The sequence below is a fragment of the Moorena producens PAL-8-15-08-1 genome, from assembly GCF_001767235.1.
Classification (GTDB): domain Bacteria; phylum Cyanobacteriota; class Cyanobacteriia; order Cyanobacteriales; family Coleofasciculaceae; genus Moorena; species Moorena producens_A.
Window position 1 is genome coordinate 2,847,630 of record NZ_CP017599.1, and the last position, 14,605, is coordinate 2,862,234.

13 protein-coding genes are annotated in these 14,605 nt (G+C 42.9%); 9 read left to right on the forward strand and 4 right to left on the reverse strand.

Annotated features, from left to right (window positions below):
* Positions 1 to 5: 5 nt before the first annotated feature.
* Positions 6 to 221: a hypothetical protein gene (locus tag BJP34_RS39290; RefSeq protein WP_149030902.1), complete on the reverse strand. Its 216-nt coding sequence runs from the start codon at positions 219 to 221 to the stop codon at positions 6 to 8.
* A gap of 254 nt (positions 222 to 475) precedes the next feature.
* On the opposite strand from BJP34_RS39290, the gene BJP34_RS10825 reads away from it, so the two are divergent.
* The 5 genes from BJP34_RS10825 (at position 476) to BJP34_RS10835 (ending at position 4,440) form a co-directional block, all read left to right on the forward strand.
* Complete coding sequence (locus BJP34_RS10825; RefSeq protein WP_070392354.1) at positions 476 to 1,231, forward strand: DUF429 domain-containing protein; 756 nt, start codon at positions 476 to 478, stop codon at positions 1,229 to 1,231.
* 27 nt (positions 1,232 to 1,258) lie between these two features.
* Positions 1,259 to 1,390, forward strand: coding sequence for a hypothetical protein (locus tag BJP34_RS48670; protein ID WP_267876535.1), 132 nt, complete (start codon positions 1,259 to 1,261; stop codon positions 1,388 to 1,390).
* A complete protein-coding gene (locus tag BJP34_RS42915) occupies positions 1,339 to 1,485 on the forward strand; it encodes a hypothetical protein (RefSeq protein ID WP_158517128.1) in 147 nt (48 codons plus the stop codon). Before BJP34_RS48670 ends, BJP34_RS42915 begins: the two co-directional genes overlap by 52 nt.
* 16 nt (positions 1,486 to 1,501) lie before the next feature.
* Positions 1,502 to 2,569: a magnesium chelatase ATPase subunit I gene (gene bchI, locus BJP34_RS10830; RefSeq protein ID WP_070392355.1), complete on the forward strand. Its 1,068-nt coding sequence runs from the start codon at positions 1,502 to 1,504 to the stop codon at positions 2,567 to 2,569.
* Between the two features lie 467 nt (positions 2,570 to 3,036).
* The gene (locus BJP34_RS10835; protein ID WP_070392356.1) at positions 3,037 to 4,440 is read left to right on the forward strand and encodes a CHAT domain-containing protein; all 1,404 of its coding nucleotides are present in this window, start codon (positions 3,037 to 3,039) and stop codon (positions 4,438 to 4,440) included.
* A gap of 270 nt (positions 4,441 to 4,710) precedes the next feature.
* Here the strand turns inward: BJP34_RS10835 and BJP34_RS10840 are convergent, their stop codons facing one another.
* The gene (locus BJP34_RS10840) at positions 4,711 to 7,497 is read right to left on the reverse strand and encodes a CHAT domain-containing protein (RefSeq protein ID WP_229424316.1); all 2,787 of its coding nucleotides are present in this window, start codon (positions 7,495 to 7,497) and stop codon (positions 4,711 to 4,713) included.
* Positions 7,498 to 7,652: 155 nt separating this feature from the next.
* Here BJP34_RS10840 and BJP34_RS48675 point away from each other — a divergent pair, with 155 nt between their 5' ends.
* A complete protein-coding gene (locus BJP34_RS48675) occupies positions 7,653 to 7,781 on the forward strand; it encodes a hypothetical protein (protein WP_267876536.1) in 129 nt (42 codons plus the stop codon).
* Between the two features lie 153 nt (positions 7,782 to 7,934).
* Here the strand turns inward: BJP34_RS48675 and BJP34_RS10845 are convergent, their stop codons facing one another.
* Both BJP34_RS10845 and BJP34_RS10850 read right to left on the reverse strand, forming a co-directional pair.
* A complete protein-coding gene (locus tag BJP34_RS10845) occupies positions 7,935 to 9,914 on the reverse strand; it encodes a ShlB/FhaC/HecB family hemolysin secretion/activation protein (protein ID WP_070392357.1) in 1,980 nt (659 codons plus the stop codon).
* Positions 9,915 to 10,306: 392 nt separating this feature from the next.
* Complete coding sequence (locus BJP34_RS10850) at positions 10,307 to 10,765, reverse strand: helix-turn-helix domain-containing protein (protein ID WP_229424317.1); 459 nt, start codon at positions 10,763 to 10,765, stop codon at positions 10,307 to 10,309.
* Between the two features lie 472 nt (positions 10,766 to 11,237).
* Between BJP34_RS10850 and BJP34_RS36530 the strand changes: the two genes are divergently transcribed.
* The 3 genes from BJP34_RS36530 to BJP34_RS42920 all read left to right on the forward strand — a co-directional run bounded on the left by BJP34_RS36530 (position 11,238) and on the right by BJP34_RS42920 (position 13,449).
* Positions 11,238 to 11,423 (forward strand): hypothetical protein, encoded by a 186-nt coding sequence (locus BJP34_RS36530; RefSeq protein WP_083305097.1) that lies wholly within the window; start codon positions 11,238 to 11,240, stop codon positions 11,421 to 11,423.
* A gap of 202 nt (positions 11,424 to 11,625) precedes the next feature.
* Positions 11,626 to 12,900 (forward strand): RNA-guided endonuclease IscB, encoded by a 1,275-nt coding sequence (gene iscB / locus BJP34_RS10855; RefSeq protein ID WP_070392358.1) that lies wholly within the window; start codon positions 11,626 to 11,628, stop codon positions 12,898 to 12,900.
* Between the two features lie 381 nt (positions 12,901 to 13,281).
* A complete protein-coding gene (locus BJP34_RS42920; RefSeq protein ID WP_158517129.1) occupies positions 13,282 to 13,449 on the forward strand; it encodes a hypothetical protein in 168 nt (55 codons plus the stop codon).
* Positions 13,450 to 14,605: the final 1,156 nt, after the last annotated feature.

The window sequence follows — 14,605 nt, forward strand, 5'->3', positions numbered from 1 at the left end:
CCTTCTTAATTGCGCTCTCCTAGAGTTTCCCAAACACCTGCCTCACCAAGGGTTATTAGAGTCTGGGTTTGTGTCTGGGAAAAATTTGAGATAGACATAAACGGCACTAAGCCCATCACAAAGGAGCACAAAACTACCAGGAAAGTCATCCTGACCGGATGCTGCCAGTGTTTACTTACAACATGGGAGTGGGTTGTGCTACTAAGATCTTGCATGCTCATGACTAAAACCTCAGAATAGATGTGTACGAATAAAGGGATAGTTCACTGTTTCCTTTGACGATGCAGTGAATTGTTCGTCTTAATGCCAAGTTGCAGGGACAGTCTGCAACTTGGTATTTGTTTATACACCGAAAACCTTTACACTTTGAATCATACAAAAATCTGATTAAAAAGTAGCTAGATTTACCAAATAAAAACACAAAAAGTAACATTAGTTACTGAATTTGATTAAAATTTGTGAAATAGAGTAAGTTATGAGGTTTTTAGGCATAGACCTTGGCTGGACTTCTGGAGCAACTGGTCTTTGTTGCTTAGATTGGTGTGCTGGTACCCTAAACCTGCTAGATTTAGACCGCAAAGAGTCAATCACAGATATCCTGAACTGGATAGACCATTGGTCACCATCTCCAGAACCCGCCATGGTAGCAGTAGACGCTCCTACCCTGATTCCCAACCCTACAGGAATGCGCCTACCGGATAGACTGACCCATAAATACTTTGGTCGCTATCATGCTGGGTGCTATCCCGCCAACCTCCAACGCCCCTTCGCCCAGCGCACCGTAGAATTTGGTCTGAGCCTAGAACAACGGCAATTTATCCATGCCCCAACCATCACTCCCCAAAAACTAGGGCGCTATCAAATCGAAGTCTTCCCCCATCCCGCCATCGTCCAGCTATTCAACCTCAATCGGATCCTCAAATACAAAAAAGGTAAACTAAGCGAAAGACACGCTGAACTAACCAAACTTCGGCAATATATTCTCGATACCCTACCCCACCTTACCCCTTCTCTTAACTCCCTCTCATCCTCATCCCTTACTTCCAGTCTTTGCAGTTCATTTCTGCCCCAAATCCCCACTACAGGTAAAGCTCTCAAAGCGGCTGAAGACCAGCTAGATAGCATCATCTGCGCTTATGTCGGAGCCCACTGGTGGTATTGGGGAACTGAATTTAATTTGGTGTTAGGAGATGTAACAACTGGGTATATTATTATTCCTGGTTCCAACTAATAGTAGATGAGATGGGGAGATGGGGAGATGGGGAGATGGGGAGATCGGGAGATGGGGAGATGGGGAGATGGGGAGATGGGGAGATCGGGAGATGGGGAGATGGGGAGATGGGGAGATGGAGAGATCGGGAGATGGGGAGATCGGGAGATGGGGAGATAGGACAGATGATATTAAAAGCAAAACGTAAAAGATTTATGAAAACTCAAGGCACGCACTATGGCAAAATAGTAATCGTCGAGAAAAACCAACCATAAGAATTAAGTAATCCCAGTGAGTCCTACTGCCCAAGCGCCCAAGACTACTCGCCGCCTAGTGTTTCCTTTCACCGCCATTGTCGGTCAGGAAGAAATGAAACTGGCATTGCTCTTAAATGTGATCGATCCCAAAATTGGGGGAGTAATGATCATGGGCGATCGCGGCACAGGCAAATCTACTACTATTCGTGCCTTAGCTGATTTATTACCAGAAATCGATGTAGTTGCTGAAGACCCCTTCAACTCTGACCCTAAGGATCCTGACTGGATGGGCAATGGTAACGGAACAGCTGCATCCAGGACTTCGGTCAAGAAGAAAGTTCCCATGATAGATTTACCCTTAGGGGCAACCGAAGACCGGGTTTGTGGTACAATCGATATAGAAAAAGCCTTATCTGAAGGTGTCAAAGCTTTTGAACCAGGACTCTTGGCTAAAGCGAATCGGGGCATCCTCTATGTAGACGAGGTTAATCTGCTCGATGACCACCTAGTGGATGTACTCCTAGACTCGGCTGCTAGTGGTTGGAATACTGTAGAACGGGAAGGTATATCCATTCGCCACCCTGCTCGCTTTGTTTTAGTAGGTTCTGGTAACCCGGAAGAAGGAGAATTACGACCCCAGTTACTAGACCGCTTTGGGATGCACGCGGAAATCCGTACGGTCAAAGAACCAGTGCTGCGAGTCAAAATTGTGGAAGAACGGGGAGAGTTTGATCAAAATCCCAACCAATATATTGAACAGCACCAATCTGAGCAAGAAGCGTTACAGAAACAGATAGTAATGGCTCAAGAGCGACTTGCTGAAGTAGAAATGGACTACGACTTTCGGGTGAATATTTCAGAAGTTTGCTCAGAACTGGATGTGGATGGACTCAGGGGTGATATTGTAACTAATCGTGCGGCTAAGGCTCTGGCTGCATTTGAAGGACGAACTGAAGTGACAGTGGATGATATCCGCCGGGTGATTACCTTATGTTTACGGCACCGCTTGCGTAAAGACCCCCTGGAGTCGATTGATTCAGGTTATAAGGTGCTGAAATCTTTTAACCGTGTTTTTGGGGTTGAAGCAGGTGAAGAGGATTGAGTCAATGTAGTGCAATACCTTTTTCAAATAATTAATTTTCTTTCTTGCATAAATAGTTAACTCAAGGCGGATAAGTACGATAGAGCAAGTCTAATCAGCAATCCTAATTCCCATTAAATAGGATTGCTATTACTCATTGCTTTAATAAAGATTGACTATTCTGAGAGATGGATGAAAAATCCATCTGCTGTCAATTTTGCTCTTTCTAATCGTAAGTATTCAGCGTTTAGCGTTTAGCTTTCAGCTAATCCTAATCAGGATAATCCGAAAAACGGAGATTTGTCCTCGAAAAACTTATCTACTGGCCACTTTCAGCCAAATTCCTAAGTTTTGCTTGATTCGAAAGCTGACTGGGTAAGTGCGTTCGTGTAACGTGCGCGTAGCTCGATTGACCGTAGGTCAGGCGGGGCGCGTTCGCTAAATACTTACGTTTACTACTTACCTTTGCTTTTCTGCGTGACGTAACTATGAAACGAATAGCGACTAGCTTTAGCTGGTTCCTAGCGACACTACACTTCACCGGAACTATCAGTGCTCTTTCGGTGCAAGCACAAGTCACTAGACCAATGTCTAACCACACTGGCTCCAATGCTCTTACTCATCAAACGATTGCTCAATCACCAGCTGTTAATCCCCCCAACTTTGGAACAGCCCTGGACAATAACCAAGTAGTAGAAGCAGTACCTTTAATTGAACAAACTTGGGAAAAACAATATCAGCACCACCTCGACATCAATTTTCCTGAGCAATCCATCACTGTAAAAGAAATTGCTAATACTCTTGGCAAAATCACCAATCAAACTGGTCAAAAGCCTGGTCTTATCTACATGGTTCCGCGATCGCACCAACTAGAACTGGTATTAATTACACCAGAAGGTAAGCCTATTCACAAGCGTGTCTCCGCAGCCAATAAGGAAGCTCTGTTGAGTCTAGTGCAAGAGTTTATCCAAACTATTACTCATCCTATGCGTAGACACACTAAAGATTATCTACCAGTAGCTCAGCAACTCTATCAGTGGATGATTGAGCCAGTGGAACCATACCTTAAAAATCAAGGTATCGATAATCTAATTTTTTGCCTAGGTGGAGGGTTACGCCACTTACCCTTTGCTGCTTTACATGATGGCCAAGAGTTTCTGGTTCAGAAGTATAGTTTAGCACTTATTCCGGCCTTCAAATTAACAGATACTGTCTATAGTGATCTGAAAAATTCCCAAGTTTTGGCTATGGGTGCCTCAGAATTTAATGAACACAATTCCTTGCCTGCTGTGCCGATAGAGTTATCTGTTATCACCCAATATCCTTGGCAAGGAAAATCTTTCTTGAATCGGAAATTTACCATAAATAATCTAAAGTGGCAACAGCGATATAATAAGAATTATAAAATCCTGCACTTGGCAACTCATTCAGACTTCAAGGCGGGAAAACCAAGCCAGTCTTATATTCAGTTTTGGGATAGTAAACTGACTTTAGAGGAATTCACTGAATTGCGTTGGCACTCACCAACAATAGAATTATTGGTGCTGAGTTCTTGTCGCACTGCTATCGGGGATAAAGAAGCTGAGTTAGGCTTTGCAGGATTAGCAGTTCGCGCCAATGTCAAGTCAGCAGTCGCTAGTTTGTGGTATGTCAGTGATGGGGGAACTTTAGTGCTGATGAGTGAATTTTATCGGTCTCTTAAGACTGTACCAATTAAGGCTGAAGCGTTGCGACAAGCTCAGATTGGGATGTTGAAACAAAAGGTAAGTTTGGCTAGTGTTACTGATCGACCAAATGTATCGTTACCTCCAGAACTAGCATCTCTCAACTATGAAGATTTATCCCATCCCTATTATTGGGCGGCTTTTACTGTAGTTGGTAATCCTTGGTAAGTAGTCCGACAAAAGTAAAATTAACTGTTGAAATAGGGAGCAGGGAGCAGGGAGCAGGGAGCAGGGAGCAGAGGGGCTTTTGGCAACTTTACATCGCTGTTCCCTGTTCCCTATTACCTACTATTTATAAGTGTTCAACGGAACATGATATAGCGTTTCTAGGACTCATGAGGTACACATTATTTTTTCCATCTTCCCTGCTCCCTGCTCCCTGCTCCCTAAAAACAACAAATTTGTACCTCACAAGTCGTAGAATTGCTAGATTAGTTATTACAACCAATTACCTACCATCAGATAAGCAGCCCAGTAATAAGGATGTTCATAGTTTGGGTTTTGTAAAATTGATTTTTGGGCGCGATTGAGGGCTTCAGCTTTTGAGATTGATTTGTCAGTAAGTTCCTGGTAAAATCGATTCATTAACGCCGCTGTGGCTTCATCATTAACTGCCCAAATAGTAGCGAGGGTACTACGTGCTCCTGCTTCTATAGCTACACCAGCTATACCCAGAGCCGCTCTCTTGTCCCCAGTTGCTGTTTCGCATGCACTCAGCACGAGTAATTCGATCGGAGTGGGTTGGCGTAGGTCTGTGGTTTGTAATAAATCCTTCAACTCAGTAACATTTATCTTACTATCCCAAGTCAGAATGAACGTCTTCTCAGCTTTAGAGCTAAATTCACCATGGGAGGCAATGTGTACTACTGGAAAAGGAGCTGCTTCAACAGAATTTTCAAAGTTGGTTTCAGTAAAGTCCTGATTGAGGAGGATTTCACTAGGAACTTGAGCCTTAATTTTCTCTAGCTCTACTTCTACAAATGGCAAAGGATTATATCCCTGACGGGATTCAGATAACCCAGCCGTTAGCACTCTGATATCTTCCCTGACTAAGCGCTGGGGATTCATTAAATCTAGTCCAGGAGTTAGCGCTATACTATACTTTTCGACTAAATACTGCTTACCGTCGTGGAGTGCTGCCATGGGAATATTGCGCAAAGCTCCATCAAGCACAAATACTAGGGTGTCTACTTGAGAGTTAGCTAAATCCTCTTCAATCGGTCGGATTATCCAATTGTATACCTGCTGCGACATTGGTAAAAATTTCCGTCGATGAAGCTGGGGTAGGAAGTGATGCAGTTCTTCCAGAGTAGATTCAATTTGGTCTTGGGGAAGCTCTGTTCTATAGTGACGCAGTTTTTGTTGGGGTAAGCGGATAATAATATCCACGCTTTCTGGCAGTATGATAGGATAAATTAATGCTGCTTTCGTATCAGCTTGATCGATGACTTGATCAATGACTACAGGAGTAGCATTCAAGCAGGCTGAGCGAAAATAGTTATCTAGTTCAGCTAACTGTAGTGACTCAATGATCTCACGCGCTTTTTCCAAGTTCTCGGGATTAGAATTTCTGCTGTCTGATTGCAGCAGTAATTGCACGAATTCTCGATAGACTGGCTCGACACTTTCTCGAAAGGTAAACCTGACCTCTTGGTTAACAGCTACTAGGTCACTACGTATAGACTTGAGAGTATTAACTGCTTCGGTGTAAGCTGCGATCGCATTTTGCTCTTCCCCAAGTCCTTTCGAAATACGTCCCAGTTGCCATTGCCAGCGATAGCTAATATCCGGAGCATTGATTTCCTGAGCTAACTTTAAGGCTTGTTGAGTCAGGTCTTGAGATTCTGGCAATTGCTGATTATGCTCATACAGTTGACCTAGACTACCAATAGCATAAGCTTCAGCTCGCTTATCTCCCAATGTTTTAGCCTGTTGTGCCGCAGTAGCTAGGATTTTAGCAATTTCATAAGAAGGAGCAACCGCAATCTTAACCGAAGGCTGAAGTCTCTTGGCTAAAGTCTGAACATATCCTTCATCCTTGATACTTCTAACTTCATCCTTCATTAGGCTTTGAGCAAAATTAATCCTCAGATAGATACTGCGGCGGCTCAGAGGTAAGGATTCCAGTTGGGGCAGGATTTGAGGGATTAGTGCTTGTGCTTCCTTTATCCTTTTAGTATCAATCAATAAGCTAAGTTGATTTAATTGCGCTTCAAGCTTAGTGATTGGATCTAATGACTCATCGAATGCTTGTTGATAGTAGTCAAATGCTTGTTGATAGTAGTCAATAGCCTCGTCTAATTCTTGCTGAGCCCGCGCTGTATCCCCTGAGCTAAGCTGAGCCTGTGCTGTATCCCCTGAGCTAAGCTGAGCCCGGGCTGTATTCCCTAAACTAAATAGTGTAGCGCTAATCTCTTGAGACGATGATAAGTTTCGGGCAATCTGTAAGCTTTTTTCTAAGGTTTCCCGGGATTGGCTCAGTTGTCCTACTAATTGACGCATATTCCCAAGCGATCGCAACAAGACCGCTTTATTCAAAGAGTCAGGTTGAGCAATTAACGATTCCTCGATCTGATTGAGTAGATTCAACGCCCGCTTATACATCCCTAAGTCTTGTAGAGCTTGCGCTATATTAATCCGACTGCGAATCTCACCAGCTTCATCCCCTAATTCACTATAAGTTACTGCAGCTTGCTCCCAACTTTCCATTGCTGCTTGTGCGTCTGATGAACCAAGCTCAATACTTCCTTTGATCATTAGGGATTGCGCCAGCACTTGTAAGTATGCTGTAGACTTATCACTCGGTTTTATAGAGCGCAATAGTTTTTCACTATTAGCGATCGCATTCTTGGCTTGAGTCCATAATCCCAGTTGCTGATAAGCCAACGAGAGATTACTCAACACCATCGCTTCTGATAGCTGATCTCCCTGATTTTGATTACTCTCAAGAGCTTGTTCTAAAACATCTACTGCTTCGGCGAATCTACCTGAATCGTAGAGACCTTGCCCCTGTTTAAGTAAGGTGGAAAGTTTAAGCTGATCAGGTTGAACGTTATCAGGTTTAAGGTTATTTGGTTGTTCGCGTAGCGTGGCCTTTTTGCCAAGGTTAGCCGGTTGTTCGCGAACAACCTTCAACCTTTCAACTTTCAAGGTTTGTGGGACTTTCGCTAAAACCGGAGGGACTAAATTGCACAATAATGCTGTTAACAGAGCGATCAGAGGCAACCTTATCCACCTCCTTATCCTCAACCCTAAGGATTTTCGATTTGCTCTAGCTATGTCACTATAATGTGTTGTTAGTTCAGCTATCAACCTAAGAGGTCTTTTTAGATTGTCCCACAAAACTCCAGATATCTTTCCCTTCCTGGGAGGGGTTAGGGGTGGGTGCCTCTTGCCGTCTTGATGCAGTCGCTCATGGGGGAAACCCCCAAGACCGCGCTGCATCGCTTTTGCCTCTTGCCTTCCCCTCCTGGGAGGGGTTAGGGGTGGGTTGCCTCTTGCCAAAATAAGTGTATTTACAACCGAGAGCAAAACGGTATATATCCTTTTTTTGACCATGGTTCATTTTCTCCCTTGCTGCACCTCATAACTAGGATGATAGGCGCTATATTAATAGCAATTTTTAATTGTTAATTTTTATTTGTTAATTTTTATTTCCTTGATCAAAATGGTCTAAAAATAACCGAAAAATAGAAGCCATCTTCCTGTAACGTTCTATCCCTAGTTTCAACATCCACTAACTGCAAGCCCCAGCCAATATTAGCCTCTAGGAAATCTCCTTGCTCCCATCGCAAACCCAGACCAAGGGATGCGATCGTGTTATCATCAATATCATTTTCATCTTCTTTATTCCAGCCAGTACCAAAATCAAGAAAAGGAGTCAACTGCACCAGAGTTCCGCTATCATTCTGAATAATTGGCAGACGCAGCTCTGCAGAAATAAAGGCACCATTGTCCGATAGAATCAGATCCTGGCGATAGCCCCGCACACTCTCTAAACCGCCAATCCCTATCTGTTCTAATGGTACCAAGCTTCGGTCTGCTAGTTGCACATCCCCTCGGATTAATAAGATAGTGTTTGGTGCCAGTAGCCTTACCCATTGGCCTTGACCGCGCCAAACGAAGAAATTGCTATCTGGTTCACCCCTACCGCTATTAATAGTAGTATCTCCTGAACTAATCCCAATACTAAACTGGGAGCGAGCTGCTAAAACTTGTTGCTCACTGCGCTTAGTCCACCCCTGGATTAACCGGATGGCATTAATCCGTGTACGCCCTTCATCATCAGCTCCTGCTGATAAAGGAAAGGGGGTATCTAAGATAGAGGTTTCACTTTCCTGGCGTGAGCCGGTGATACCAATAACTACTTCTTCGGTAGGAGTTTGGAATACAGGCTGAAGCAGGGTTATTTCATAAAAGCGTGATTCTGAATCAATATCTATATCATCAAAAGGAGGCTCAATTACTTCACTAGATGTTGTCCCATAGGCTAAGCGCAAGATACCATTGCGGGGATTAATCGGTAGGGTGTAGCTAACATCAAAGGTATCACTACCATCAGTGTTGGTGTAGTTGAATTCTAAGGCATCTCCCAATCCCAGTAAATTGCCTTCTCGAATTTTGGGACGACGCCGAAAGCTTCCTACACTCGGAGAGCGTCCATTATCTAATGTTATTTGGGTGCTAAAGGTATCCGCTTCAGTTACTGTTACTTCTAGCAAACTCTCCCCAGGCTCAACACCCGCCGACAGTTCAGCTGAGATGTTGGCAATTAAAGGGTCGAGTCGCAGCATTTGTAAGGCTTGTAGTAAGTGCCTTACATTCAGAGGCTTCTTGGTAGCGATCGCAAGACGGCTTTTGATGTAATTAGAATTAAGCCGACTCAGACCCTTGACAATAATATCTTCTAATTCCCCTTCGATAATCTCAATGGTTACTATCCCATCTTCAAGTTGCTGAGGTGGGATATAGGCTCCAGAGTTAACGTATCCTTCATCATCATATAACTTGGTAATCTCAGACCTGATTTTAAATAATGTTGGGAAGGAGATGGGTTGATTGATGAAACGATCCGTAATTTCCGCTAATTTTTCCTGGCTGAATACCGTTGAGCCAATAATATTAAACCGTTTAATGAAAATTTGTTTTGGAATGTCCTCCAGAATTTCATCCGGTAGATCAGGGCTAGGAGCAGATGGGTCAAGAAGTTCGTCCACAGGAGGAAGTTTCTGGGGAGGTTGGGGTTCTGGCGCTGGTTCCAGAGAGGGGGGTTTAGGAGCCCGAGGTGTAGGATCTGGAAAGGGATTTCGCCGCCGCTCCTCCGGTAGCTCTATACCCGGAGGTAGGTTTGGAGGTAGGGCTTGACTAATTTTTGCTGGGGCTGGAGGACTGAGGAGCTGGTTAATACCCATGGTGTTGACATTTGTTACAGTGTCGCTCCCTAAAACCTGATTATCCCCTTTGTTCAAGTTCTCTGGAATTGGCACTGGCTCCTGTGGCCATGAATCCTTTACGAAGACTAGACTCTGATCATTAACAGCAGCTCCAGCTTCTAACGGTTTTAAAATTAGGCTACTAACGACTGCTAATGCACCCAAGGTTAACAAAGATGAACTCCTGACTACTGCAACAAATCTAAACATTACTTACCATATCGCAATTGTTTTTAGTAGGTAAGAACTATTAATTAGTTTTCCTGGTGATAGAGTGGCAAATAAAACCAACAGTAGTCAAGAGTAAGGGAAGAAATTGAGAACGAATGTAATATATCTGTAGATCTATCAGTGTATCTAGGGATAAGTTTTGCGTCCGCTGAATGTAACAACTAAGTATATCTACGAATCATCTAGGCATAACTTTTGCTTCCGTTACTCCGAGTGAAGCATTTCTACTGTTTGAGTTGAACTCTCACAAACCCTTGACCAAGAACATTAAAGTTTTAACCTTCAAGTTAACACTTATTTTTGAAATTCTTAAGCTACGCAAACCAGCAGCTTCCACCTGGAATGACCCCAAGCTAATACCCATCCTGCAATTAACTAAACACTTTAGTGAGAATTTCTACAGAAGAGTCAACTTCTAGCCACACCGTAGCCCCACAATCCTTAGGACAATTGGGTTGATAGACTAACCGAGATGGACCCTTGATTTCTACATAATGACCGTAGGTGTTGCGATTACCTTGTTTGACGGTCAGCACAGGCTTGTAGGTGTCGTGCTTTTTATTTTGCTTGATTACGTTCTGGTTGACGTGGATGTAAGTCGCCACCTTCTGGAAACCTCTTCTCCAGGTTCCCTTGGGTCCACGGCGACCGGGACTGACCCTGGGCAAGCCGTTAAATAGGGGAATTTGCCAAAATCTGCCTACTTTTTGAGCGCCCTTAATTCTGCCATTTTTCAAAAGTTGCCGAACTCGTTGGACACAAATCCCTAGAAGAAAGGCTGCTTGGGTAGTTCCGACGATCTTGGCTTGTTGGTTCATTTGTTGGTTCATCTTTTGTTACCCTTTACTATCGCGCTAACCTTATAGTTAACTTAACACATTAATTTCAGGTTGTGTTAGTTTTTTGCAAAACTTTACAATTTATCTAGCGCTAGTCTTTATGCATCCTAAGGGTTGTTTGGGTTGATTAAGTGATGAGCTTAAAATAGCGCTATACTTTAGCCGAATTTATCTAGCGCTGACTTTTTGGAGTTTTATGAGATGTTTGGGTTGATTAAGTGATGAGCTTAAAATAGCGCTATACTTTAGCCGAATTTATCTAGCGCTATTTTTTTTACCCGATTCCCGATTCCCGATTCCCGACTCCCCCAAGACTTTGTTACAAAAATTTGCAAAATATGTTATAATAAAAGTTTTTTATGTTATAATCTAATCATAGACGTGAAAGCGTTAAGAGCCAGCCCCAAGTTTTCCCAAGCCCAAAGGCTGGCTCTAGACCCCCAGTTAAGGAGATACCTAAAGTATGACTTACTCTGAACGCCTATACCCATGGGCGGTCATCCGTTTATTGCCAAGAATGCAACGGGTGGTTGTTGGTCGGTACCGGAACCGGTCTGATGCGGAGGGGCATTTGCGGGCACTTAAACCCTTGATGCCTGATCGGGAATTTGTCAGGAACCCCACGGCTATAAGCCGGGGGCTTGAATAAAGCCCACCTGACCAGCCAAAGACCTACAAAGTCTACGTTTAGAGCAAGAGTTTAAGTCCTACCTACGAATGCATGAACCAGTTTGTAGCTCTAGAACTTCAGCATTAAGTGTGGTGTACAAGGGTTAAGCCCGTGTGTTGAAGAAAGTACCGACTCTAAACATTGGCGAGGTTCACATTACCCCGAATGGGAGATTAAACTCATGTTTGTTTTTGTTTTGAACAGTTCAAGAAAACCTTTAAACCCAACTCATCCAGCTAGAGCCAGAAAATTGCTCAAAACGGGAAAAGCGGCTGTGTTTAAAAGGTATCCTTTTACGATTATATTGAAGGAGGAAGTTGCTGAACCAAATAATCAACAGCTCAGGATTAAAATCGACCCGGGATCGAAGACTACAGGTATAGCTATCCTGAGAAATGAATCTGTGCTGTGGGGAGCAGAACTGACTCACAGAGGGGGTCAAATTCGATCCGCTCTGACCTCTAGAAGACAGTTAAGGCATTCTCGCAGAAATCGCAAAACTCGTTATCGCCAACCTCGGTTTAACAATCGATGTCGTCAAGAGGGATGGTTGCCACCGTCATTAATCAGTCGAGTTGAAAACATTTTGACTTGGGTAAAACGGCTTTTGCAGTTATCACCAATTGCTCACATCTCAACTGAATTAGTACGATTTGATACCCAACTCATACAAAACCCAGAAATCTCGGGAATTGAATATCAACAAGGAACCCTAGCCGGTTATGAATTAAGGGAATATATGCTAGAAAAATGGCATCGTCGTTGTGTTTACTGCGGTGCTACGGACACTAAGCTAGAGATTGAGCATATTGTTGCCAAGTCAAAAGGAGGCTCTAATCGCGTATCAAACTTGACTTTGAGTTGTCGAAAATGCAACCAAAAGAAAGGAAACAAACCGATTGAGCAATTCTTAGAAAATAACCCCTTACTGCTCAAGTCAATTCTCTCTCAATCGAAAAGATCACTAGCTGACACAGCCGCCGTTAATGCTACTCGATGGAAACTGTTTAATGGCCTCAAAGAGCTAGGAATACCTGTGGAAACGGGAACTGGTGGTAGGACTAAATACAACCGTTGTCGTCAAAATTTACCTAAAACTCATTGGTTGGACGCGGCCAATGTAGGCCACTCAACGCCAGATACCTTAAAAATTTTAGTGTCAAGACCAATGAAAATCAAAGCAACAGGACATGGCAACCGTCAAATGTGTGGAACAAATGCTTTTGGTTTTCCGATTCGACATCGGTCAAACACCAAGAAACACTTTGGATTTCAAACAGGGGATATTGTTAAAGCTGTTGTTACCAAAGGGAAAAAAGTTGGCTCTTATATTGGTCGAGTTTTATGTCGAGCAACCGGTAGCTTTGATATCACAACGGCTACAGGTCGAGTAGCCGGAATTTCACACAAATACTGTTCTTTTGTTCATCGCAGCGATGGTTATTCCTATCAATAAGGATTCCCTTACGCTCAGTTGTTTATGTAAGGGGGAAACTTTCCTCCCCATACGTGAACGACAGGGGCTTCCAGTTTCCCCCTTACCAACCCCGATTTATGGTGATTATCCCCAATTGCTGGAAATTTCGATAACTCAGCAAGTTGCTGTTGCTAGCGCGATCGCATGATTTCCCAAATTGCTGAAATTACCAACAGTAACGGATTTTCAGCGAAGTTGCTGTTGCTAGCGCTATCCCATGATTTTCCAGAATTGCTGGAATTTTCGATAATCGCGATAGAGCTAGCCCTATCCTATAATTTCTAAAATTGTTGGAATTTCCAACAGTAAAGGATTTTCACGCTTTGTTGCTCAATAAGGCGCTATCACGATCATCCCAAATTGCTAGAATTTTCGATAACTACTGAAATTGCTGTTGCTAGCACTATCTATGATTTTCCGAAATTGTTGGAATTTTCGATAACTCAGAAAATTGATCTAGCTAGCTCTACAGCACTCTCATCCAAAATTGCTGGAATTTTCGATAACTCAGAAAATTGGTCAGCCTAGCATTATCGTGATTATCTAAAATTGCTGGAATTTCGGATAACTCAGAAAGTTGGTCAAACCAGGATTATCGTAATTATCCCAAATTGTTGGAATTTCCAACAGTAAAGGATTTTCACGCTTTGTTGCTCAATAAGGCGCTATCGCGATCATCCCAAATTGCTAGAATTTTCGATAACTACTGAAATTACTCAACCAACGCACGATCACATTATTCCCGAAATTGCTGTAATTTACGATAACTACCGAAATTGCTTAAGCTAACGCGATCGTTATTATCCATAATTTCTGTAATTTACGATAACTTACGCCCATTGCTGAAGCTAGCATGATCATGATTATCCAGAATTGCTGTAATTTTCGATAACTCAGAAAGTTGGTCAACCAACGCATTATCGTGATTATCCCAAATTGCTGGAATTTCCGACAGTAAACGATTTTCACCCCTTGTTAATCAACTTAGTATTATAATGATTATCCCAAATTACTGTAATTTACGATAACTATCGCGCGTTGCTGTTGCTAGCTCTATCGTAATTATCCCAAATTGCTGGAATTTTCGATAACTACCGAAATTGTTCAACCAACGCACTATCGTGATTATCCAGAATTGCTGGAATTTACGATAACTCAGCAAGTTGCTGTTGCTAGGGCTATCGTGATTATCGAAAATTGCTGGAATTTCCAATAATAACGGATTTTCACCCTTTGTTACTGTTGCTAGCGCTCTCGTGATTATCCACAATTGCTGGAATTTACGATCACTCAGCAAGTTACTGTTGCTAGCGCTCTCGTGATTATCGAAAATTGCTGGAAATTTCGATAACTACCGAAGTTGCTCAAGCTAAGATTATCGTTATCATGCAAAATTGTGGGAATATCCGATAGCCAACGAATTGGACGCTTTGTTGATTAAGAAGGCTCTATTATTTATATAGCGCTATACTAATGGCCTCGGAGCGATCACACCAATATCCAAAATTGCTATAATTTCCGACAGTAAAGGATTTTCAGGCTTTGTTGCTCAACCAACACACTATTGGGATTATCCGAAATTGATCGAATTTTCGCGCTACTTCCGCCCATTGCTGTTGCTAGTGCTATCCCATGATTTCCCCAAATTGCTGGAATTTCCGACAATAACGGATTTTCACCCAAT

Excerpts from the sequence above, each read along its gene's own strand:
- BJP34_RS39290 (WP_149030902.1), bottom strand. The coding sequence starts at position 221 with ATGAGCATGCAAGATCTTAGTAGCACAACCCACTCCCATGTTGTAAGT.
- BJP34_RS10825 (WP_070392354.1), top strand. The coding sequence starts at position 476 with ATGAGGTTTTTAGGCATAGACCTTGGCTGGACTTCTGGAGCAACTGGT.
- BJP34_RS48670 (WP_267876535.1), top strand. The coding sequence starts at position 1,259 with ATGGGGAGATGGGGAGATCGGGAGATGGGGAGATGGGGAGATGGGGAG.
- BJP34_RS42915 (WP_158517128.1), top strand. The coding sequence starts at position 1,339 with ATGGGGAGATGGAGAGATCGGGAGATGGGGAGATCGGGAGATGGGGAG.
- BJP34_RS10835 (WP_070392356.1), top strand. The coding sequence starts at position 3,037 with ATGAAACGAATAGCGACTAGCTTTAGCTGGTTCCTAGCGACACTACAC.
- BJP34_RS10845 (WP_070392357.1), bottom strand. The coding sequence starts at position 9,914 with ATGTTTAGATTTGTTGCAGTAGTCAGGAGTTCATCTTTGTTAACCTTG.
- BJP34_RS10850 (WP_229424317.1), bottom strand. The coding sequence starts at position 10,765 with ATGAACCAACAAATGAACCAACAAGCCAAGATCGTCGGAACTACCCAA.
- BJP34_RS36530 (WP_083305097.1), top strand. The coding sequence starts at position 11,238 with ATGACTTACTCTGAACGCCTATACCCATGGGCGGTCATCCGTTTATTG.
- iscB (WP_070392358.1), top strand. The coding sequence starts at position 11,626 with ATGTTTGTTTTTGTTTTGAACAGTTCAAGAAAACCTTTAAACCCAACT.